The following is a 20,005-nucleotide window of genomic DNA, read 5'->3' as shown; positions in this document are numbered from 1 at the left end:
TTGCAGGTTGGTGGAGAAAGTTTCCATGATTGAATAATCATGGCTCTATTGAAGCCACAGATCTGGTGATGGCATTGGATGAATCTGACGCCGTTTCCATGATTGAATAATCATGGCTCTATTGAAGCAATCTCTCACAGAAAGAAAGCGAAGAGGTCTGGGGTGTTTCCATGATTGAATAATCATGGCTCTATTGAAGCAGGACAGAGACCTTAATGTCCCCTCCCTGAGTGAAGGTTTCCATGATTGAATAATCATGGCTCTATTGAAGCGATTTCCCTTCAACAGTAACAAAGAATGCTACTGGTGGTTTCCATGATTGAATAATCATGGCTCTATTGAAGCCGTTGTATCCCGTACTTGAAGCCTGAAAAGTTAAAGAGTTTCCATGATTGAATAATCATGGCTCTATTGAAGCCTTTCTTTGCTGCGGCGACATGTCCCTCCACTTCTTGGTTTCCATGATTGAATAATCATGGCTCTATTGAAGCATGCAATCCATCCTTTCATATATCGAGAGTGCCCACTAGTTTCCATGATTGAATAATCATGGCTCTATTGAAATTTATTTGTGCAAACATAACCATGAAAATGGTTTTTTGTGAATGTTTTTGGAAGACCTCATATTATTAATATCTCAGGAAAACAGGCGGAGAAAAAATGAGTGAAGAAAGGGCAGCAATACTTATTGACAACTATTATTTGAAAAAGGAAGTGCTGAATCACATGGAAGGCACCTTCAAACTTGATTATAAATCATTTTGTGATTTATTATGCCAGAAACATAATTCTTCTTTGTTTAGAACTTATGTGTATGATTGTGAGTTCAAATCAAATGAAGTCCTCCTTGACAGGTTAGAAAAACTGGCTAATTTTAAAGTTGGGCGTGGAGAGAAATAAAAGGTAGGATTTCATTTTGTACAGAAACAGGTAGATATCCAGCTTGCAGTGGACATGATCACACTCTCAAAATCAAATATACAAAATATCATTCTTGTATCTGGAGATACTGATTTCATTCCAGTAGTCAAATATGTCCAAGATCAGGGAACCATGGTATATCTTTGGTCTGCAAATAAAGATAATAATGGGGAACTCGCACGAAACTGTGATGGAGCAAACCCTCTTACTGAAGATGTGCTTGTTAAATATTCAACTCTCCATCGCTAAATATAAACTTATTTAAGGAACTGGAATTTGGAATAAATATTTCAGAATCAGAACATATTGGATTTTATGAAGTTGAAGGTGAGATTTTGATCAGAAAGATTTCATAATGACACAAATAAGTGATAGAAAATCTTTAAAATATCTCAATATTTACACTGAATTTGCCTTCCATGTAAGCATCAGAAAATACTGGATTGATCTATTTCACAATTAATCCTGTCTGAAATTTCTGTTTGTTAACAAATAGGGAACAAGCTTACTGTGAAATCATTTATCACAGTGTGGTAAATGATCATGGATTTTGTATCCATGAGATCATGAAAAGGATTTCCATGGTATTATTTTTGCAAACACGGAAATCGTAACAAAATGGTACTCCATACATGAAATTATAAATGCATCACTGAATAGGAAATAGCATATGCTATTAAGACACATATACCTTGAATATAGACACTGTGCACAATAAAGACTTGCTCATATCATAAAATGTGAAAGAAGACTGTTAATTAGTGGATGAAATATTTCACTACTGTCATGCCATTTGAATGTCAGACATGCTTCAACCTATAACCTTGTCACACCCCCTGTCACACTACCTGTCACAGTGTGACAGCTTGTAAATGCTGTAAAATATACCTTTTTAGAACACTACCTGTCACACCCCCTGTCACATGTGACAGGTCAGAACATCTTTTTTGTCTAAAAGGCTGTCACACCCCTGTCACATGTGACAGCCCCTTGTCATGGGTGTGACAGCTTAAATAGTCAGTAAATCACGTAAGATTTGGGCAGTGCTGTCACACTGTCACACCTGTCACACTGTCACACCTAAAAAGCGACTATATATGACAAGCATTATAGGGGTGACACCCCCCTAAAATAGTCATACGTCTTAGTAGAATTAACTAAGATCAAAAAGTTGAAGATTAGAAAATTAAGAAAAAAAATTATGGGTGTGACAGGTGTGACAACCCTATACTCATATCAATAACATGGTAGAATTAACTAAGATGAAAAATTATGAATGAAAAAATCAATATTGAAAAAGTGGACAGGGTTACAGTGACAAGGATCATCATTTCCATGACATGAAGATTTGGATAAAAAAAATAATTTAAGAATTGTTATGGGAGTTTGAAAATATATTCAGTGCAATTTGTAAGCACATTATCTGGCAATTTCAACTAATGCCAGATTGAAGCTGGTGTTCATACAGGCAATGGCATCAGGAAGTTATAGGAATCAATATAAAAGAGTTAGAAGGAAATAGATATGCTTGGCACAAACGTGAATAGCGACTATCCTGACTTCCAGACATTTGACGTTGGAAATATAGTTCTTAAAAGAGTATATTGGAGCCTGAACCACAAAATGCAAATCCTGCTAAGAGTTCACGCTTATCTTTAAAGGCAAATGCGCAACAGACTGTGTATATTTTTAAATAATGTAACTTCGCATAATTCATCCCTCGGTGTTTACCATATTTATCTATTTGCAAATAATAGGAATGACTACCTCGGAATTTATAGAGAGATTAAAATGAAGAATTCATTAGAGGTGGTGAGTGAACCCAGACTGATATCTCTGGTTTTTCTATCAAGCAGCTAGGTTTTTCTGTTTCTGCTTTGGGATATGACGGCGATTGTTGTTTTAAAAAGTGATATTTCATTGTAAAAATGATCGTAAAATCAAACATTTACTTGATTAGTCCTGATCAAGTTTGGTAATATACTCAATTTCCTCATTTTTTACAAATCCATATCCAATTTTATCCCATCTTTGGAGAAAGTCGTCCTTGGCATAATCCTTAGATTCTGCCCAATACACCCCTTTGTGTTTGGACAAGACCGATTTCAGTTCTTCCTTCGTCAATATATAAGTAACGGGCGATGTGTAAACATTCCAAGATACAATATAAAAATCAGCAATAATTTCGCTGACATCTTTAAATGGTCCCACGGCGGCTTTCTTAGTATATCCTTTTGTTTGAATCATAAGCATCTTTTCGCCTTGCTTTCCATAAGCTATAATATCTATGCCCTTTGCATTTCTAGATGTTGGAAGAACGTTCCATCCCATTCTCGAGAGCTTGTAACAAATGTAATACAGCCCAATGTTGCCAGTAATCTGCCTATTGGAAAAACCGATTTTACTCACTTCACACTATTTTCTTTTGCTATTATAACCTATAAGATTTGGGGTATTAAAGCATATGAGCATCTATGCTAATATCTAACCTCTAGTAATTATATTATACATTTATCCATTACACAACCAAATGAAAGGCTTTAACGAATTGGTTGATCGACTAAATGAAATCAGCAACCAATGGATCCATTCAAATCGAACCCATGATACTGGCATAGGCAAAACACTTGAAGATCTATTGGGAATACAAGAAAACAACTTTCCAGGGCCAAATGGAGAGAAGGTGGAATTAAAATCCATACGGAAAGATTCATCATCAATGATAACCCTCTTTACAAAGAGCCCTAAACCTGGCGAGTCCATAAAAAATCTGCTGGATGATTACGGCTACCAGAGTGTTAATGATCCGACAAAGAAGAATCTCCATGTGGATCTTTATGGAAATAGAACAACTGAGATCAAAGGCATTCCTTCATTAAAGCTTGCTGTTACTCCTGACAGAATTGACATTGTGAATATTCATGGAAAGATCTATGGCGGATGGGATTATGAAACACTTAAGAAATCCTTTGAATTAAAAATGTATAGAGTTTTGCTTGTGAAGGCTGATAAAAGGGGAAGTAAGATGAATGAGGAATTCAACTACAATGAGGCATGGGTTTTGATGGGCTTTTCATTTGAAAGATTTATAACCCTTATCAGCAATGGCATTGTAAAGGTTGAGCTAAGGCTTGGAATCTACCCAAAGGGAAGCAAAAATGAAGGAAAACCTCATGATCATGGCACAGCATTTAGAGTGCTTGAGGGAAACATTCAAGACTGCTTTGCATATAGAGATAGGATAATACCAAAAATGGGGAAGCTATGATAGAAGAGATCAAGGAAAGGGACTGGACATTTCTTAATGAGAATACTAGGGAATACACCCATATATACCACGATTACCCAGCAAGGATGATCCCACAAATTCCAAGAAACATAATAAGAATGCTGGAAGAGAAAGAGAGGAATTTATTATTTGATCCTTACTGTGGTTCTGGCAGCTCCTTGGTAGAAGGATTATTGGCAGGATTAAACGTAATTGGAACCGACATTAACCCGCTTGCTAAACTAATATCAGAGGCAAAGACAGAATATCATATGGAACCCATTGATTTAAGCAACGAAATAGACCGTTTTGTTGAATTTACAATGTTTCCAAAGGGAACGCCAAAGATTATAGATAAAGAAAACCTTGAATTCTGGTTTAAGCCCAATGCAGTAAAGGGCATAGGCCTGATATTAAGATATATCAGCAGGATCAAGGACAAAAGGATCAGGAAATTCTTTGAAGCAACTGCCAGTGAGGCCATAAGGGAAAGCTCCAATACCAGGAAAGGTGAATTCAAGCTATATAGATATAACAAAGAGAAGCTGAAAGACTATAATCCAGATCCGTTTGCCATCATGAAGGAAAAATTAGTCAGGAATTTCAAAGGATATGAATCATTCCACAGGAAGATGGCTGAACTCAATTATCAGCCTATCTCAAAGATATATCTTGCCAATACTGTAAATCAAATCCCAAAGAGCAAAATAAGGGAAAATTCAATAGATATCGTAATCACTTCACCGCCCTATGGAGATTCGCATACCACTGTTGCCTATGGTCAATATTCAAAACTCTCTTCAGAATGGCTTGGGATCCTGAAGAGTAACGTTGATACAGCATCAATGGGCGGAAAGAAATCAAAGCCCGTTAGTTTTGGATGTGAGGATCTGGATAGAAGTCTTAGGGAAGTAGAAGGAATAAACCATGTTAGATCTTTGGAAGTGTATTCCTTTTATTCAGATCTTAGGAGTTCAATCAATAATGTGTCAAAGACCATAAAGAGTGGTGGATATGCATGTTATGTTGTAGCCAACAGGAAGGTTGCAGGTGTGTTGCTTCCAACTGACAAATCCATCGTATGCTTTTTTGAAAAGAATGGGTTTAAAAATATTGAGACTTTTACAAGAGGCATACCAAATAAGAGAATGCCCTCAAAGAACAGCCCTTCTAACAAGGTGGGAAAACTTGATGATACTATGACTAAGGAATACATCATTCTTATGAGAAAGGATTAGTTTTGCACTACGAATGTCAGGAAATCGATCTTGGATGTTGGTAATTCAAATATTAGATTTACTTATTTTTTTTAGGTAATATTCAATGATTTATTACTTTTAATTTTTTAAGATATTTTTCTATGAAATTGAGCAATAGATTATAGTATTAATCGTTGCAGGTGCTAAAACCAAGTAAATGTATTAAAAATATTAGTTTGTAAATATAATATTATTTTGATTTCCATACTAACTAGTTTTTCTGAAATCCGGAAGAGCCATTGATTAATAATATAATAAAATTTACGTAAAGATTGAATTCAAAAAGAGAAAACATGCGTTTGAGCCTGATTGTCAAAATTTCTAATGGGAGTGAAAGAGTGGAACTGTGGAAATTTTAGTAAGTATTTATAATCAAATCTAAAGCTCCCGAATATCTGCTTGGCGCGGTCTGAACAGTTACAACAATAGTTACCGTTCCACCTGGAGAAACACTTACCGGGAGAGCAGGTGATATACTAATTACGGAAAAACCGGGAGTGTTTGTTCTAATGCTTGAAATGTTATGATCAAATAAACTGGCACTTGATTTTAGCTCAAGGTCTTCTATCAATGTAAAACCCGCATCATAATTAGAACCCGCAAATGTTTGAGTGGAGGGACCGAAATAACCACTTGTTGTGCCTAAGTAGTTAAAGTCAACGTTGACTGCAATAATGGATTGTGGAATTGCATTAAAACTTACTAAACACGTTACATTTGAACCAGATACGGTTATGTTAATACTACTTGAATAGTAAGTGGAATGGGACGCTAAAGGTAAAAAACTATACTTTCCATTCCCAAGTTGAAGAGTAATAAAACTACTTGAACTCACAAACTTAAAGGGTTGATTTGGCTCGGAGACTGTCCAGTTCATATCTGAGGGCTAACCAGCTTGGCCAATGGTTACTGTATATGTCTTTGGTTTTATCTGAACTTTATAGTTGTTAGTAAAGTAGAACAAACCTCCTGCCACTAAGATGATTGCGACAACTATTGCAGATATTACCAGAATTTTATTCTTCATAATTGAAGATTCCTAATAGCATATTAATTTTTTCCTGCTATTCATCTATCATAGAAATTAGAGCCAATTCGTATTTTATGGGTCAGAAATGCTTCCTCATGTCATCATTATGAGTGTTAGATCTTTTAACATGGTCTATAATCACTTTCTAAATCTAATATATCGACAATCTTAAAAAGTTCTTCAGATTTCAAAAAAATTTAAATGAATATGAGTTTATAACTTACCCTCAAAGAGTTGAAGAGACACTTAGATATTAATTTCTTCAGGCGGCGCCAAGTCTCTGAAGGGAATAGACGATTAATATCCCTACTAACCCTATAGCGAGAATAGCTTCGTTGAAAATAATTAGTGAGTAAACAATAACAGCAATTACTGTAGAATATTCCAACCAAGCCATTCTTGATAGCAGCTTTGGGGCCTTAGGCAACCTGTCAAACACATCACTCATTCTTGTGACACCCCCATTGAAGTTATTCTATCCATTGTTCGCATGCACCTGCCCCTTTTTTCTGATTCTAGATAAGAAAGTGCCATCATCTGTGTTCCAAGCATTTTGGACTGATTTTCATCTGGTAGCTGCATAAGGGCATCATACATATTCTTCATGTTTACATACCTCTCCTTTTCATTCATTGATGCAAAGATTTCCAATCTCGTTTTCATGACTCTCTGTCTGTCCTGTTCATCTGCATGGGATAAAACCCAGAGCATCTGAGGCAGCATACCTTTCCTGTCATTCATTATCGATCTTGCCCTGCCAAATACTATTACACTAATACCAAGTATCTGTAAAAATAGCCCCAGAACAAGTCCCAGAGTTGTTGTAACTACCAGGAATCTTCCCATGAGCATTACAATCATTCCGTACATGAGAACCATTACACCAAGGTATAGCAAGGCCATTAGCCCAAGTGTGCGCCTGTAGGACATGGTTATCCTGTCAACCTTATGCTTCAGGTAACCCCTTACCGGAATAAGTATTATTGCCGCGATAACCATAATCAGTGCTCCGGGCCAAAATCTAGGATAGACTACTGTAAAAGGGATATAACCCATGAAAACATTTAGAAAACCGTACGAAAGTCCCGTAAATCCAAGATAAAGGAAACCTTCTTCGAGCAGGGTTCCTCTCCAACCAAGCATTTTCTGTTTTATCATACGCCCCATCAGTACTACTTTCAACTTTGTCATGCCCCGTACAGCTACCAAAAATACCATGGATAGTTCTGCCCATAAAAGACCCCACCAGTTCCATACGGGGAGCCATGCAAAGTTATGTATTGAAACCGGGGTGATGGTAAGCATGAGTTTAAGGCCAAGTCCGGCGAATATTTCACCCCTTGCCAGGTTAGCACCGGTTGGATATAACAGATCCGGCCTGAAAAGACCCATCTCGGGTATGAACCTGCTCTGTATCCTTTTGCTTGCCAGTACTATTGTTGCAGCCCAGAAAATAATTATAGTAAGTAGAAAATAAATTGCCTTAGATTCGGTCCCTACTCCAGGCGGTGCTACAAGAATTAGTACTAATCCTACAACACTGATCCAATTCTCAAACAGGACTGCAGTAACATATAATGGTCTTCTGTAAGTTGACCACTTCACCCTTTTTGTTATGGGAAGGGTCATGGAAAGAGTTATGGCAAGAAGAATCAGAACAGGGGGTAAAATGTAAAAACCTATTCCGGTCCCAGGGGAAAAAGGACCGAAAAATCCACTTGCAGTCAATATAAACACCTATCGCTATAGTTCCAGCCCATTCTCCGCGAGCATCTTCCTCATCATCTGAGACTGCTGCTCAGGAAGCCTTTGAAGGACTTTCCTCATAGTTTCCATCTCCTTCTGCTTCAGTGAGGGTTCAAGAGATGATACGACGACCAGTTGTGTTTTCATGAGCTTCATCCTGTCACTCTGTTCCAGGGACATTACCACGTGAGTTCTAGTTTCCGCTATTTTGAGATATTCATCTTCGTTCAGGGAAAGGGCCGCGACTAGCATTGACTTCATTGCGTTTTCCCTTTCCTGGTCCGATAGTTCGATGAAGCTTCTGAGTCTGTCATTCAGCATCGTTCTTCTTTGTTCATCTGGCATAGTAGCCATTGTCTTTACCATAGTCCTCATAAATTTTTCGTCTGCCATAATATACAATTGCAACCCACAATTAATACATATAAGTAAAGAAAAATTTACTTAAGAGGTTTTCTAATTTCCACATTATTTTCCACACAAATGTTAAAACTTGTCTTCTTCAAGAGAAAATATAACAATTTCAACCATTTACTTCCAGAATTATACTCTTTTTCTTCTATTTCTCCTTAAATTTTCTTTAAAAATTCATAGCTCACGCCATCCATTTATGATCTTCAATGCTTGTACATTGTATGCAAAACATGCAAACATGAATTTCACTCTCACTCTTTTCACAGTTGTTATCATTACATGTGCAAAATGAAATACCCTTTTAATGACAGAATATGGATATTCAACAAGTGATCTCTTTCTTGAGATCCTTAAATTTCTTCTTATGGATTCAATGGACAGTTTATGATTTCTCACAGATCGATCCATTGTTCCATCTATTCCCCTTGGATCATGTCCGAAGTATCCTCTGTCTCTGTACACGATGATTCCTCTTTTGGAAAGATCAATGGTTGTGTCATGATCCTTTGCTGTTGACACAGCATAGGATCTTATTACTGGAACAGGAATATTATTATCAACTATTGTATGACCCTTGTATCCAAAAGACGTTTTACTGTTCTTTTTTGTGAATGAACCGATCTGCCATCCTTATATACCATTAACAGTATATCATCACTCTTATAAGTGTCCAAATGATAGAGAGAGCATATCAGTGTGAATGCATCCCAGTCTATGGCATTCTTTACGAATATTAATGGATCATTTATCTTCATTGAATTGTATTTTTCTTTTATTGCATGATCAAGTAAATCACCCATACAGTAACATGCGTGTTTCATGAATAAATGTTATGGTGTTTGTTGGGAGGTTATTAGAAATCCTCATTAGTTTTGACAATCTTGCTGATGTTAAAATTGAGGATAAAAATGATTTAATGGACAGTAATCTTCATAGCCTCGTTGATAGAAGTATCAATAAGGTGAATAAAAAAATCGGGATTTATCCAAACAATCAACCCAAATTGCCAGAATCACTGGGGCATATCCAGATTAAAAATGAGATTGTTCAAAATCTTAAGGGAATAGGTATTGACACTTATCCCGAGGTTGTCTATTATGAAAACGAACAAAATGATTTCTATAATTGGCAAAGGCAGGAGCTTAGAAACAAACTAGATGGGGACGGGATTTTAGGCTACGGGAATGTTAGTTTCGGGTATTAAAAGTGGGATTATGGTCAAAAAATAAAGGTTGATGTTGCCGGTTGGATTGAACAGTCTTACTGTAAATTTGAACATCCGGTTGTTGCTGTAGAGGCGATGAAAAGCTCTATACTTCAAGAAGAAATAATAGGTTTAGACAAAATACACGGCTCAAGTGTTGTTTATATTATCGTTGTAGATGCTTTGGGTCTAATGAATAGGCAGTTTAACGGAATTCCTTTCGTTACATATGATGGCTTTAAAAACTGTATTGCAAAGAGAGTAGAAATAGAAAAAAATGCCATTCAAGAAGATAAAAAGCTCAAAGAAATTCTTGATATTGATTGGAAATTTGAGACGAGTAAGTTATATTGCAGATAAGACGAATGTCCCCACTTAATTAAATAATAGAATCCCTATTTATCCTTTTACAGTTGTTATTGAATATTTATCTGCTGAACATACGTATGTTAAAAATTAGATTTCTGGATTGTTGTTTATTCTGTCGCTTATTGAGATTGAGAAAAAGAGAATGGAAAGGATCAAAATGAGATATGGATAGCCAAAGGAAGCGGTTTTAGGCAATTTCTGGAAGCAACAAAAGGGGAAATCGTATCTGTTTATTCAACATAGCACGAAGCTTTAGAAACATCCCTGATGAACAATTGAGCCCCTAGCTTTACTCCTTCAGAATATGACGGAAATATACGTCCTGATGCAACTATATCATCATATGTGAGTCCCAACCTCACGGAGTATGCACCCTCAATTATGAGATCTGTTGCATTGGGTGCAAAAATGTGCATTCCAACAATCTTATTTGTTTCCGGATCTATTGTGATTTTTATGATTCCATCGGTTTCTCCAGTTATGCTGGCATAGATTGTGTTCGCCAATGAAGATGTCCTGCACGAGCATGATCCTTTTAGTTTGGAGAATTCCTTCTCGGTCATCCCGACACCTGCTACCTGTGGGTACGTGAATACGGCCCATGCCGCGAACATGTAATTGATCTCAGCACTCTCGCCGAACATGTTGCCTACTGCAACGATGCTTTCCCTTACTGCAAGGGTCTCCAGGAACATCGTCTTTGAAACACAATCTCCAGCGGCATAAATTCCACTCGATGTTGTCTTCATCCTCGCATCGGTTACAATGAGACCTCTACCATCAGTTTTTACCCCTGCGGCTTCCAGATTCAGGTTTGAAGTGTTTGGTTGACGGCCGGTGGCTACTATTATCTCAGAGACTTCTATTTTCTCATTTCCCTTGTGTGTTATGAACTCAATATATTTATGTCCGTTTGACTCTTTCCCCACAGAACTGACTCTGGCTCCGAGATAGAAATTCATACCTTCCTGCTGAAGTCTGAGCATAAGCGCCTGACCTATCTCAGGTTCACTCTGTGGAAGAATTATATCCAAAGCCTCTATTATGGTTACCTTGGAACCAAAGTGCAACAAAGCCTGTCCAATCTCAAGTCCTATAGCCCCCCCACCTATTATCGCTATGCTTTCCGGCAAGCTGCCAATGTTCCAGATACTGTCACTTGTAAGGAAACCAGTTTCCATGAGACCCTCAATATTCGGAACGGTTGGGTGTGAGCCTGTTGCAATCAGTACATTCGGCGCGGTGATCTCATCTTTAACTTTTCCGTCCTGATCTGTTATCTGAACAGTTCTACTATCCACGAACCTGGCCAGTCCATCGTACACAGTTACATTTGGGTAATTCTGCAACATGTCGACAAATTTTGTCTTACGTGTATGGTCCACGTATGATCTAAGACCTTCCATGATAGAAGAGAAATCGTGTTCAATCTTTGTAGACGGAAGTCCTCTCATCTTTGGATGCCCGGGAAGGTATATCTGGTGAGAGGCTTCCAGAAGGTATTTTGAGGGGGCACATCCCACATTCATGCAAGTTCCTCCAAGTGGCCCTGTGCCTATCATCGCAATGCTGGCCCCTTGGGAAGTTACCTCAGAAGCCTTTACTGCCGCAGAGAATGCAGCGACTCCGTTACCGAATATAATTAAATCAAATTCTTTAGACATTTAAAATCACTCCACCTTCCTTATCTGTGCCCGGTAATGCGACTGGGTGAACACCGGAAGCCGAATCAAGTCTTCTGGAGAAACTTTTGTGTCATCTATCTCCACCGTGCCAAGTCCAAGCTTAAAATCGATAACCGCATCTTTTACACCATCTCTCGTTTTGAGTCCCTTAGAGACAAGCCCTTCACATTCGTTGCTCGTCATTCCGAATATCTTTAGCTCAACCTTTTTTTGTGTCATATTTCATAGATGTGAATCAACCTAATATATAGAATTGTTAAGTAAAGTATACCTAGTTTATAAAGTATACCTAGTTTATTTATTTTAACTTCGTTCTAGGGCAATTATATTCAATCCAGCTGAAAAGTGGAATTAGATTCTTTCTCAGTTCTATACCTTTCTTAGTTAGCGAGTACATAACTGAAATCGGGGAGGATTGTACAACATTTCTATCAATAATTTCTGCACTATTCATCTCCCTAAGTCGTGCTGTCAGAATATTCGACGATGGGCATCCAAGGATTTTTTTTATATCATTAAATTTCATCGTAGTATCAATTCCCAAAATACCAATAATGAGCAGTGAATATTTCTTGCCGAGTAAATTCAGAATATCTTCAGATCTTTCTACGTTAATGCTCTGGTTTTCAGGCATTATGACATACCCTCTCTCATCAGCCGCGTGAGCTTCTTTCATTTCCACAACCCCCCAAAACTTTTATCTATGCATTAGCAATTAATTTCCAATATAAAACGGTTCGTTGTAGTTAGGGTGTAATATATTAAATAGTGTGTTTGGATAAGTTTAGAGGTTTTCTAATTTCCTCTCTATTTTCCGCACAAATGTTAAAACTTGTCTTCTTCAAAAGAAAATAGAACAATTTCACCGATTACTTCCAGAATTATTCTTTTTTTCTTCTATCTTTCTTAAAAGATTGATAGCTCATGACCTGCACCATCATAGAACTGGAACACTATGATAATAATATTATAGAGAAGAACAGATACATGGAGAGCATGCAAATAGCAGTTTATCAAATCATAAAGGTTTTTTCATGAAATCAAAATATTCGGCTGAAGAGAAGTTCCAGATCGTAATGGAATCCTTTTCCGAGAATGTGACACAGGCTGAAATATGCCGCAGGCATGGCATATATCCTGTTCAGTTAAGCAAGTGGAAGGAACAGTTCATACTTGGAGGGAAGTCAGCACTGTCTCAGAGAAGGAATTCTGATTCGAGGGATGAGGAGATCGAGGATCTGAAGAAGATCATAGGAGATCAGTCACTGGTCATAGACGCTTTTAAAAAACGATCAAGAGGATAAAATGATGGTTGTGGAAGATCTAAAACAGGAGATGTCCTTGAGGAATATCTCAAGGACATCCGGAATATCACTATCCGGATATTATTATAAATCTACAGAGAGGAATATTCAGAGGCTTGATCCATCAATCAAGGAAAGGATCAAGGACATTGCATCAGAGAGGACAACATACGGATACAGGAGAGTGTGGGCAGTTCTTCGTAATTCTGGTACAGAAGTGAACCAGAAGACAGTCAGGAAGATTCTTAAGGATAACAACCTGAACCTTCCTGCATCGAAACACAGAGTGAAAACGAAGAAAAGGAATCTCTTCCATCCCCATGGTCCGGATCAGCTCTGGGAAACTGACATCACTTACATTCCCACCGAATCGGGAATGACCTATCTGATGTGCATCAAGGACACTTTCACCAAGGAATGGCAGGGATATCATTATTCCAGGTCATGTATGGCAAGGGATGCCATACGTTCTGTGGAGAATGCTGTTCTACTGGCATTCAATGGATCAGTATCAGAAGGCCTGGTACTGAGAACAGACAATGGCCCCCAGTATATATCCAGGGAGTTCAGGAGTGCCATGAAACTACTTGGGATCAATCTTGAGTATATACAGAAACACACTCCGGAAGATAATGGAGATATTGAATCATTCCATAACTCAATCAAGACTGACTATATCTGGCCTAATGAATTGAGAGACTTTCATAAAGCTTCCATAAAGATAGAAAAGGCATTCACAGATTACAATGAATGCGGCCTGCATTCATCCATCGATTATCTTCCCCCAAGGGAGTTCAGGAGGAAGTTCCTGAATGATCCTTCATTCAGGAACAGATTCGAAAAGAAAGAAGTTGAGGTGACACTAGATGAGAATTGATGAAAAGTGTTCCAAATTCTGGTGGAGCAGATTATCAAAAATGAATCTAATAACCAAATAATGTCACAAGCAAATCATGGATGCTTATTCAATCTTGAGCATTTTACACTTTAACTTTGGTAATATTACGTTATAATTGTCTGCATTTTAATTGCATCAATGTTGCATTTCTTTTTTTACCATTGCATTAATGTTTCATTTTATTTGCATCAAAATTGCATTATAATTGCATTTTTTCACATAACTGATCATAAATGCTTCTGAAATTTACATGTTAATATGTATGAAAAATAAGGAATTATGGCTTTCAATTCTTGTAGAATCAACAAGGATTGAAATATTTCAATATTATGGAGAAGAATCATATTCAGTATAAAAATTATTTCGCATAGTGAGTCATCTTCATTTCGATAGGTAAACAATAATTTACTTTCCAACTTTAATACACGAATGTTATGTATAATTATGGAAGAAAGAAAAGTAAAACTGAGGATATATGGAATGACCTGTGATGACTGCGTAAGAACAGTTAGCCGTGGCCTAAAGAATCAGGAAGGCGTCAGAGATGTGAAGGTATCCCTGAAAGATGGCATTGGAGAGGTTGAGTTCGATCCCACAAAGGTAAGCCCAGAAGGACTTCTTAAAAACAAGGTATTCGAAAAGCCATCACACTACAAGGCAACGCTCATGGAACAGTAAAAGGCGAATGAACTTGAAGAGCGAGATACAGAAATTTGATCTTGTAATACTTGGAAGGGGTGCAGCTTCTTTTTCAGCTGCAATCAAAGCCTCGGAACTTAGCAATGGCGAGATGACAATTGCCATGATAGGCACGGGATCATTGGGAGGTACATGCGTCAACGTGGGATGTGTCCCATCAAAATATCTGCTTGAGGCATCCCATTCAGTTTTCAGACCTAATCATCCCAGAATGTCCGGCATATACCCCACTCAGGTGAAACATAACTTCTCAGAGGTGATGGAAGGCCTGAGATCATACGTTACACATGCAAGAGACACAAAATATGCTCAGGTGATTGAAAACTACAGCAATGTAAAACTTTTCAACGGTCTTGGGAGATTCGTCGACAGGAAGACCATCTTGGTATCGGATTCTGACGGGAATGAAATTTCTATGGTCACAGGATCTAACATTCTCATTGCAACAGGTTCATCCCCTAGTGTACCGAATATTGAAGGATTGAAGGAAACAGGATTCTTAACCAGCGACACCATATGGGAACTCAATGAAATGCCTGAGTCAGTTGCCATCATAGGCGGAGGAGCCATAGGACTGGAAATAGGTCAGGCTCTCATGCATTTCGGCTCAAAGATAACAGTGATTGAGGCAATGGATTCACTTCTACCACAAACAGAACCAGAGATAAGTTCGGCAATGAAGAGGTTCCTGGAAAAGGAAGGAATGAAGTTCCACCTGGGGGCAAGAATCGGTTCAGTGAACAGATCCGGGAATGGAAAATCAATTGATATTATAACGCATAATGGAAAGGAAAAAATAGAAGTCCAGGAGATCATAGTTGCAACTGGAAGGCATGCAAACACACAATATCTGAATCTCAAGTCCGCGGGCGTTGAGGTCGATTCAAGGGGGCAAATAGTGACTTCTGAAAAAATGAAGACATCCACGCCTGGTATATATGCGGCAGGGGACTGCGTTTCCAAAAAGATGTTTCTTGAAACTCTGGCAGCAAGGGAGGGCGTTATAGCAGTGAACAACATGTTTGGTGAAGATCTTACGATTGATTATGACTCCTCCACATGGGCAGTATTTACAAGCCCGCAGATTGCAGGGGTTGGAATGACAGAAAACGAGTTCTCAAAGAAGAACGGATCATGTTCATGCAGGGTATTTTCACTTGAAAACCTGACGAAGGCAAGCATAATGGGCGAAACTGAAGGTGTCATAAAGATTACAGTGGATCCAAATGACAACAGAATTGTAGGTATGCACATAATGGCCCCAAACGCAACAGATATCATAACCGAGGGTGCTTACGCTGTCAGGAACGGTTATACCATCGATGATATAATTGCAACGAGCCATATATTCCCTTCATTTTCAGAGGGAATAAAACTTGCTGCCCAATCCTTCATAAGGGATCTTTCAAAGATGGCGTGCTGTGTTGAATAGACAGCACATCATTTGGGATAATATAAATGCATTCCAGCAACCATTCAACTAAATCTTTCCGGATACCATCGCTTCTGGCACTGCTGATATCAATAGGCCTCTGGGTTATGGATGCCTTTTCAGCTGGTTTTTTTGACTATTACAGGGGCAGTTTGTATGGGGCAATCAGCAATGGAATTAACCATAGAATCATGTTTTTGGTTTGGTCCAATAACATCCATATGTTATTAGGGTTCAGCGGATTTTACTGGTACCCAACATATCATTTCGAAATTTCGCTTCCTATATTTCCGGTAATACTTACAATTTTTTTGAGCTATGCCATTTTTCTTACCCTAATGGATGTGTTTAAACAGTTGGCACTGAGCAGTAAAAGGAAGCATGTGATGAAACTATCATTCTCAGTTTTTGCCTCAACAATAACAACGGGGGCATGTTGCACCTTTCCCATTATATACTTTGCAATTGCAATATTTGTGTCAGCATCAGCATCCCTCGCTTTCGATATATATCTTGAGGAAGTTTCATACCTTATAGACGTGATTAATGGTGCAATTCTAATATGGTTACATTTCAGAAACATGTCAGTCAGAAATAACCTTTCTTCTCAAAGCCTATGAAGTCTAAATAATTTAGACAGTAATCAATGAATTTAGATTGATAGGGTTTATTCTTAGAAGAATTAATATTAAATTTATCCTATTATATAACGTATGTATCCATAAAGCACGACTGAAAATCTTTCATTAGTAAGTCAAATGCAGTCACTCATCGTAGTCCGTTTGACCTGGAATCTTGATCCACCAATGAAATTGTAATTCTATCTAAAATCACATGGTTGCACTGCATGGAGAACCTTGTGCCGGATTGTAATAAAAGGAGCTAGAACTAGCCTAAACTTATGAAATCAAAGGAAATTGATTTCTCATTTGATTCCTTCTCGATTCTTCTCAAAATTCATAACTTCACCCCAACGTCTCTATTACGCTGTTTAGGTTAGCACCAAGCCCCTGTCCACTGCCAACAATGTATCCCTGTGAATTCACCAAATAATACACATCAAGAGCACTGGTTGGGTTATATTGCTGAGTTACTGACAGAGTAGATGTTCCTATGTACCAACCGGGTTCGTTCGCACCTCCATATTGCGTTACAAACTGCTGTAGGCTCATTCCCTGCTCATTTAGGTCATTGTAATTTTCGATCTGCAACAGGTGTATGCCATCTGTTCTGAATGTGTTGTAATACTGTGAGGCAAGAAGTTCACTTCCCTCAGCACATGAAGAACACCATGTTGTCATGAACCACACGACCAACGGACTTCCTTCCAAAGACTTTGTTGATATGGTAGTATCTGTTATCAAATAAACATTAAAATCAGTAAGTGACTGTTTTGGTTTCGTTACATTATGATTTCCTCCAGATAATGAACCAGAATAGTGTATACCCACCACAACCAGAATGGCAACCGTTATTGATAAGAATGCAACTTTCTCAATCCTCTTTCTCATTTCCAGCTTCTTTTTCCTTAACTGTTCCATTTTTTTCTTCTTTAAATTGGACATTAGACATCAGGCCTCCTGTTTTCGTGATATCACGTTTTCTCTCCTTACAACATCCAAATTACAGCATCCCAGGCTCGAAGCTGTTTTCAATATGGAATATGTTAACATCAGGATGGAAATTATGTAGAATATTGGGTAATCCACGGCAAAGAAATGCTGAATTGGTGGAGAATACTGGAAAACAAAAGGTGAAGAGGCACCAAGAATTCCAATAAGTGTTGGAATAATTGGTGTACAACAGAATACGTTAACAATGCTGGTAAGTATTGATGTTGCACCCATTCCCTTATTAATTTTTAGACCGTATGAATGTGAACGAAGAGCGGTTACGATTAGAAGCGAAAAGAGAATACCCATCGCAAATGCGAAAAAGATCTGAATAGGAGTTATGAATCTTACTGCTGGCAGAAAAAATGCTCCAAAGGGTAGCATTGGGAGCAAAATAAAATATAGGGCAGTAAGAAGTGCTGCTATTGTAATAAATAGAATCAGGTACTTTTTTATTTGCATTGTTTCATGGATTGCCTTCATTGATAGGGGAAGGTTAATCCTATTTCCAGTTATCTCCATAGCTGTAGTAAAAATAAAAAAAATATTTAAGTACGTAAGTAAACAAAAGTTTACTTTGAGGTGATCTGCTTGAATAAATTTTAGGTGTAGATTTAAACTATCCTAAAGGATATTCAATACAGTTAATACCAAGTTGTTCTGCAGACAATATAAATTAGGTGATGAAAATTTCATGGTAAAAAAGGTATATTTTGATCAACAAAATTATTCTACTTATATTTTGACTCCAACGTTGGAAGTCTGGTTCGATGGTTTTTTAATGAATATGGATGATATTAAGGCCACTACCGCCATTATAAATAATATTGTTCCTAAGGATACACCAAGTTTTAATGGAATCAACACAACAATTAATGGGCCAAAACCACCACCAAGAATGCGAGCCACCAAAAGGGTAAAATTTGAACCCGCGCCCCGCATCTTTGGAGGGTATAATTCACTAATCCACACACCATAAAATGCGAAGAAAGATGAACTCATGTATATTAGTACCAGTGATACTGGAATAAAATATCCTAAAAATTCATAATTAACATATAAGAATAGAGCTGAAAATATAATTGCCATAAGGGAGAAGTAGATAACGGTCCTCTTCCTCCCTATCTTGTCTGATATGTAGCCGGATAGCCCATACACCAATGAGGCTAGAACTAAACCAACATATATTATGTAATAACTACCCATACCATAATCCTGCAAATATGTGGGTGCCAGGCTGAACAACGGTATTAAAAACATAAAGGATGCAAATGCAAATATGGAACCAAACAATGTTAATTTTATAACATTTCTATTGAATATTTCTGTTACATTTAACTTTCTATGCTTTCCAAAATTATCATTACTGAAATCAGGTATAAATAACCAGGAAATTAATGAAAATAGAGATACTATCCCAGTTATTAAAAAAACATATCTCCATGCCATTGTTCCATAACGTGGTAGAATTGTTGAGGCAGTTATGGCTCCAAGTAATGCACCAAGTGCATATAATCCCTGCATAAAACCCCCAATTGTCCCCCTTAATCTTGTTTTCTGCAGGAATGAGATTAAAACATAACTTATCCCATTTTCGCCATTGACACCTGCACCCACAAAAAACATTAAGACATACAGCTGGTAAATATTATTGATAAAAAATATTAAAATTGTTGATATAGAATACATTAGTATTGTGATAAGCACAGTATTCTTTTTTCCAAAAATATCAGAAATGTAACCGAAGATAAAACCACCTATACCACCTCCAATCCATGAAAGTGTTACAGCTACAGTTATAAATGCCAGTGAAACATTAAATGATAAATGCAAGGGTATTAATACAAACGTTATGGCATACATTGAATATGCAGCTAATAGAAATGTAATCAAAATACTGGCTATTCTGAGTTTCTCATTCACATTACTTCTAGTAACATATCCTAGAAATAATTTATGGTTCTCCCTCATTTTCATACAGGTAATTCTATCTAATGTCTTGATATATTTTTCAATAGACTAATTCCAGCTCTGTTTAACGTTGCTATAACTTAATTCACACTGGAAGGTTGAGAAGGTTTCCCGCAATTTTGTAAAAAAGACCGTTTAGACATACAAACAGATGTGAAGGTTTCAAAGCTTCTTTGCCCAATATGCAGGAAA

The 20,005-nt window shown here is 37.5% G+C and carries 23 protein-coding genes, 1 pseudogene and 1 CRISPR repeat array (1 of these 25 cut by a window edge); of the genes and pseudogenes, 11 read left to right on the top strand and 13 right to left on the bottom strand.

The window, feature by feature from the left end; genetic code table 11:
• A CRISPR array of direct repeats spans positions 1-565; the repeat unit is 36 nt; unit sequence GTTTCCATGATTGAATAATCATGGCTCTATTGAAGC (it extends 3,626 nt beyond the left edge of the window).
• A gap of 95 nt (positions 566-660) precedes the next feature.
• Positions 661-900, top strand: a complete 240-nt coding sequence (locus CSP5_RS07780; RefSeq protein ID WP_148690062.1) for a hypothetical protein — start codon at positions 661-663, stop codon at positions 898-900.
• Positions 901-933: 33 nt separating this feature from the next.
• Positions 934-1,170 (top strand): annotated as a pseudogene (locus CSP5_RS07775) (NYN domain-containing protein); the annotation flags it as partial.
• 1,707 nt (positions 1,171-2,877) lie between these two features.
• Here CSP5_RS07775 and CSP5_RS07770 read toward each other — a convergent pair.
• Positions 2,878-3,330 carry a hypothetical protein gene (locus CSP5_RS07770; protein ID WP_148690060.1) on the bottom strand — a complete coding sequence of 151 codons (453 nt, stop codon included), beginning with the start codon at positions 3,328-3,330 and terminating at the stop codon, positions 2,878-2,880.
• Between the two features lie 121 nt (positions 3,331-3,451).
• On the opposite strand from CSP5_RS07770, the gene CSP5_RS07765 reads away from it, so the two are divergent.
• Positions 3,452-4,189, top strand: a complete 738-nt coding sequence (locus CSP5_RS07765) for an MvaI/BcnI family restriction endonuclease (RefSeq protein WP_148690059.1) — start codon at positions 3,452-3,454, stop codon at positions 4,187-4,189.
• A complete protein-coding gene (locus CSP5_RS07760) occupies positions 4,186-5,427 on the top strand; it encodes a TRM11 family methyltransferase (RefSeq protein ID WP_148690058.1) in 1,242 nt (413 codons plus the stop codon). The genes CSP5_RS07765 and CSP5_RS07760 overlap by 4 nt, the downstream gene beginning before the upstream one ends.
• A gap of 376 nt (positions 5,428-5,803) precedes the next feature.
• On the opposite strand, the gene CSP5_RS07755 is transcribed toward CSP5_RS07760, so the two are convergent.
• From CSP5_RS07755 to CSP5_RS07730, 6 genes are all read right to left on the bottom strand, one after another.
• A complete protein-coding gene (locus CSP5_RS07755; protein WP_148690057.1) occupies positions 5,804-6,325 on the bottom strand; it encodes a hypothetical protein in 522 nt (173 codons plus the stop codon).
• A 415-nt stretch (positions 6,326-6,740) separates the two neighbouring features.
• Positions 6,741-6,926 carry a hypothetical protein gene (locus CSP5_RS07750; protein ID WP_148690056.1) on the bottom strand — a complete coding sequence of 62 codons (186 nt, stop codon included), beginning with the start codon at positions 6,924-6,926 and terminating at the stop codon, positions 6,741-6,743.
• Positions 6,923-8,206 carry a hypothetical protein gene (locus CSP5_RS07745; protein ID WP_148690055.1) on the bottom strand — a complete coding sequence of 428 codons (1,284 nt, stop codon included), beginning with the start codon at positions 8,204-8,206 and terminating at the stop codon, positions 6,923-6,925. The genes CSP5_RS07750 and CSP5_RS07745 overlap by 4 nt, the downstream gene beginning before the upstream one ends.
• Positions 8,207-8,221: 15 nt before the next feature.
• Positions 8,222-8,617, bottom strand: a complete 396-nt coding sequence (locus CSP5_RS07740; protein WP_148690054.1) for a hypothetical protein — start codon at positions 8,615-8,617, stop codon at positions 8,222-8,224.
• Between the two features lie 195 nt (positions 8,618-8,812).
• Positions 8,813-9,187, bottom strand: a complete 375-nt coding sequence (locus CSP5_RS07735; protein ID WP_241869849.1) for a transposase — start codon at positions 9,185-9,187, stop codon at positions 8,813-8,815.
• 11 nt (positions 9,188-9,198) lie between these two features.
• Positions 9,199-9,438 carry a hypothetical protein gene (locus CSP5_RS07730; RefSeq protein ID WP_148690052.1) on the bottom strand — a complete coding sequence of 80 codons (240 nt, stop codon included), beginning with the start codon at positions 9,436-9,438 and terminating at the stop codon, positions 9,199-9,201.
• Positions 9,439-9,470: 32 nt separating this feature from the next.
• On the opposite strand from CSP5_RS07730, the gene CSP5_RS07725 reads away from it, so the two are divergent.
• Both CSP5_RS07725 and CSP5_RS07720 read left to right on the top strand, forming a co-directional pair.
• Positions 9,471-9,842 (top strand): hypothetical protein, encoded by a 372-nt coding sequence (locus tag CSP5_RS07725; protein ID WP_148690051.1) that lies wholly within the window; start codon positions 9,471-9,473, stop codon positions 9,840-9,842.
• Positions 9,843-9,938: 96 nt separating this feature from the next.
• Positions 9,939-10,202 (top strand): hypothetical protein, encoded by a 264-nt coding sequence (locus tag CSP5_RS07720; RefSeq protein ID WP_148690050.1) that lies wholly within the window; start codon positions 9,939-9,941, stop codon positions 10,200-10,202.
• A gap of 239 nt (positions 10,203-10,441) precedes the next feature.
• Here CSP5_RS07720 and merA (CSP5_RS07715) read toward each other — a convergent pair whose 3' ends face one another.
• From merA (CSP5_RS07715) to CSP5_RS07705, 3 genes are all read right to left on the bottom strand, one after another.
• Entirely contained in the window at positions 10,442-11,875 is a 1,434-nt protein-coding gene (gene merA / locus CSP5_RS07715) for a mercury(II) reductase (RefSeq protein ID WP_148690049.1), read from the bottom strand.
• Positions 11,876-11,881: 6 nt separating this feature from the next.
• Positions 11,882-12,115: a heavy-metal-associated domain-containing protein gene (locus tag CSP5_RS07710; protein WP_148690048.1), complete on the bottom strand. Its 234-nt coding sequence runs from the start codon at positions 12,113-12,115 to the stop codon at positions 11,882-11,884.
• Positions 12,116-12,194: 79 nt separating this feature from the next.
• A complete protein-coding gene (locus CSP5_RS07705; protein WP_148690047.1) occupies positions 12,195-12,572 on the bottom strand; it encodes a winged helix-turn-helix transcriptional regulator in 378 nt (125 codons plus the stop codon).
• A 358-nt stretch (positions 12,573-12,930) separates the two neighbouring features.
• Here CSP5_RS07705 and CSP5_RS07700 point away from each other — a divergent pair, with 358 nt between their 5' ends.
• The 5 genes from CSP5_RS07700 to CSP5_RS07680 all read left to right on the top strand — a co-directional run bounded on the left by CSP5_RS07700 (position 12,931) and on the right by CSP5_RS07680 (position 16,849).
• Positions 12,931-13,200, top strand: a complete 270-nt coding sequence (locus tag CSP5_RS07700) for a transposase (RefSeq protein WP_148690046.1) — start codon at positions 12,931-12,933, stop codon at positions 13,198-13,200.
• A 1-nt stretch (position 13,201) separates the two neighbouring features.
• Positions 13,202-14,077 carry an IS3 family transposase gene (locus tag CSP5_RS07695; RefSeq protein WP_148690045.1) on the top strand — a complete coding sequence of 292 codons (876 nt, stop codon included), beginning with the start codon at positions 13,202-13,204 and terminating at the stop codon, positions 14,075-14,077.
• A 465-nt stretch (positions 14,078-14,542) separates the two neighbouring features.
• Positions 14,543-14,776, top strand: a complete 234-nt coding sequence (locus CSP5_RS07690; RefSeq protein WP_148690044.1) for a heavy-metal-associated domain-containing protein — start codon at positions 14,543-14,545, stop codon at positions 14,774-14,776.
• A 13-nt stretch (positions 14,777-14,789) separates the two neighbouring features.
• Positions 14,790-16,229, top strand: a complete 1,440-nt coding sequence (gene merA / locus CSP5_RS07685) for a mercury(II) reductase (protein WP_172399442.1) — start codon at positions 14,790-14,792, stop codon at positions 16,227-16,229.
• Positions 16,230-16,255: 26 nt separating this feature from the next.
• Complete coding sequence (locus tag CSP5_RS07680) at positions 16,256-16,849, top strand: hypothetical protein (protein ID WP_148690042.1); 594 nt, start codon at positions 16,256-16,258, stop codon at positions 16,847-16,849.
• 345 nt (positions 16,850-17,194) lie between these two features.
• On the opposite strand, the gene CSP5_RS07675 is transcribed toward CSP5_RS07680, so the two are convergent.
• The 3 genes from CSP5_RS07675 to CSP5_RS07665 form a co-directional block, all read right to left on the bottom strand.
• Entirely contained in the window at positions 17,195-17,794 is a 600-nt protein-coding gene (locus CSP5_RS07675) for a thioredoxin domain-containing protein (protein WP_148690041.1), read from the bottom strand.
• 6 nt (positions 17,795-17,800) lie between these two features.
• Positions 17,801-18,364: a hypothetical protein gene (locus tag CSP5_RS07670; protein WP_148690040.1), complete on the bottom strand. Its 564-nt coding sequence runs from the start codon at positions 18,362-18,364 to the stop codon at positions 17,801-17,803.
• A gap of 213 nt (positions 18,365-18,577) precedes the next feature.
• Positions 18,578-19,819, bottom strand: coding sequence for an MFS transporter (locus CSP5_RS07665; RefSeq protein ID WP_197685802.1), 1,242 nt, complete (start codon positions 19,817-19,819; stop codon positions 18,578-18,580).
• Positions 19,820-20,005: the final 186 nt, after the last annotated feature.

Source organism: Cuniculiplasma divulgatum (assembly GCF_900083515.1).
In the GTDB taxonomy this organism is placed as follows: domain Archaea; phylum Thermoplasmatota; class Thermoplasmata; order Thermoplasmatales; family Thermoplasmataceae; genus Cuniculiplasma; species Cuniculiplasma divulgatum.
The sequence above is the reverse complement of the archived record's forward strand: the minus strand, read 5'-3'. Positions and strand labels throughout refer to the sequence as shown.

Coding starts and splice junctions, on each gene's coding strand:
- CSP5_RS07710 (WP_148690048.1), bottom strand. CDS start 12,115: ATGACACAAAAAAAGGTTGAGCTAAAGATATTCGGAATGACGAGCAAC.
- CSP5_RS07760 (WP_148690058.1), top strand. CDS start 4,186: ATGATAGAAGAGATCAAGGAAAGGGACTGGACATTTCTTAATGAGAAT.
- CSP5_RS07670 (WP_148690040.1), bottom strand. CDS start 18,364: ATGGAGATAACTGGAAATAGGATTAACCTTCCCCTATCAATGAAGGCA.
- CSP5_RS07705 (WP_148690047.1), bottom strand. CDS start 12,572: ATGAAAGAAGCTCACGCGGCTGATGAGAGAGGGTATGTCATAATGCCT.
- CSP5_RS07755 (WP_148690057.1), bottom strand. CDS start 6,325: ATGAACTGGACAGTCTCCGAGCCAAATCAACCCTTTAAGTTTGTGAGT.
- CSP5_RS07750 (WP_148690056.1), bottom strand. CDS start 6,926: ATGAGTGATGTGTTTGACAGGTTGCCTAAGGCCCCAAAGCTGCTATCA.
- CSP5_RS07765 (WP_148690059.1), top strand. CDS start 3,452: ATGAAAGGCTTTAACGAATTGGTTGATCGACTAAATGAAATCAGCAAC.
- CSP5_RS07680 (WP_148690042.1), top strand. CDS start 16,256: ATGCATTCCAGCAACCATTCAACTAAATCTTTCCGGATACCATCGCTT.
- CSP5_RS07675 (WP_148690041.1), bottom strand. CDS start 17,794: ATGTCCAATTTAAAGAAGAAAAAAATGGAACAGTTAAGGAAAAAGAAG.
- CSP5_RS07700 (WP_148690046.1), top strand. CDS start 12,931: ATGAAATCAAAATATTCGGCTGAAGAGAAGTTCCAGATCGTAATGGAA.
- CSP5_RS07690 (WP_148690044.1), top strand. CDS start 14,543: ATGGAAGAAAGAAAAGTAAAACTGAGGATATATGGAATGACCTGTGAT.
- CSP5_RS07780 (WP_148690062.1), top strand. CDS start 661: ATGAGTGAAGAAAGGGCAGCAATACTTATTGACAACTATTATTTGAAA.
- CSP5_RS07740 (WP_148690054.1), bottom strand. CDS start 8,617: ATGGCAGACGAAAAATTTATGAGGACTATGGTAAAGACAATGGCTACT.
- CSP5_RS07695 (WP_148690045.1), top strand. CDS start 13,202: ATGATGGTTGTGGAAGATCTAAAACAGGAGATGTCCTTGAGGAATATC.
- CSP5_RS07720 (WP_148690050.1), top strand. CDS start 9,939: ATGAAAAGCTCTATACTTCAAGAAGAAATAATAGGTTTAGACAAAATA.
- CSP5_RS07730 (WP_148690052.1), bottom strand. CDS start 9,438: ATGGGTGATTTACTTGATCATGCAATAAAAGAAAAATACAATTCAATG.
- CSP5_RS07665 (WP_197685802.1), bottom strand. CDS start 19,819: ATGAAAATGAGGGAGAACCATAAATTATTTCTAGGATATGTTACTAGA.
- merA (WP_148690049.1), bottom strand. CDS start 11,875: ATGTCTAAAGAATTTGATTTAATTATATTCGGTAACGGAGTCGCTGCA.
- CSP5_RS07725 (WP_148690051.1), top strand. CDS start 9,471: ATGGTGTTTGTTGGGAGGTTATTAGAAATCCTCATTAGTTTTGACAAT.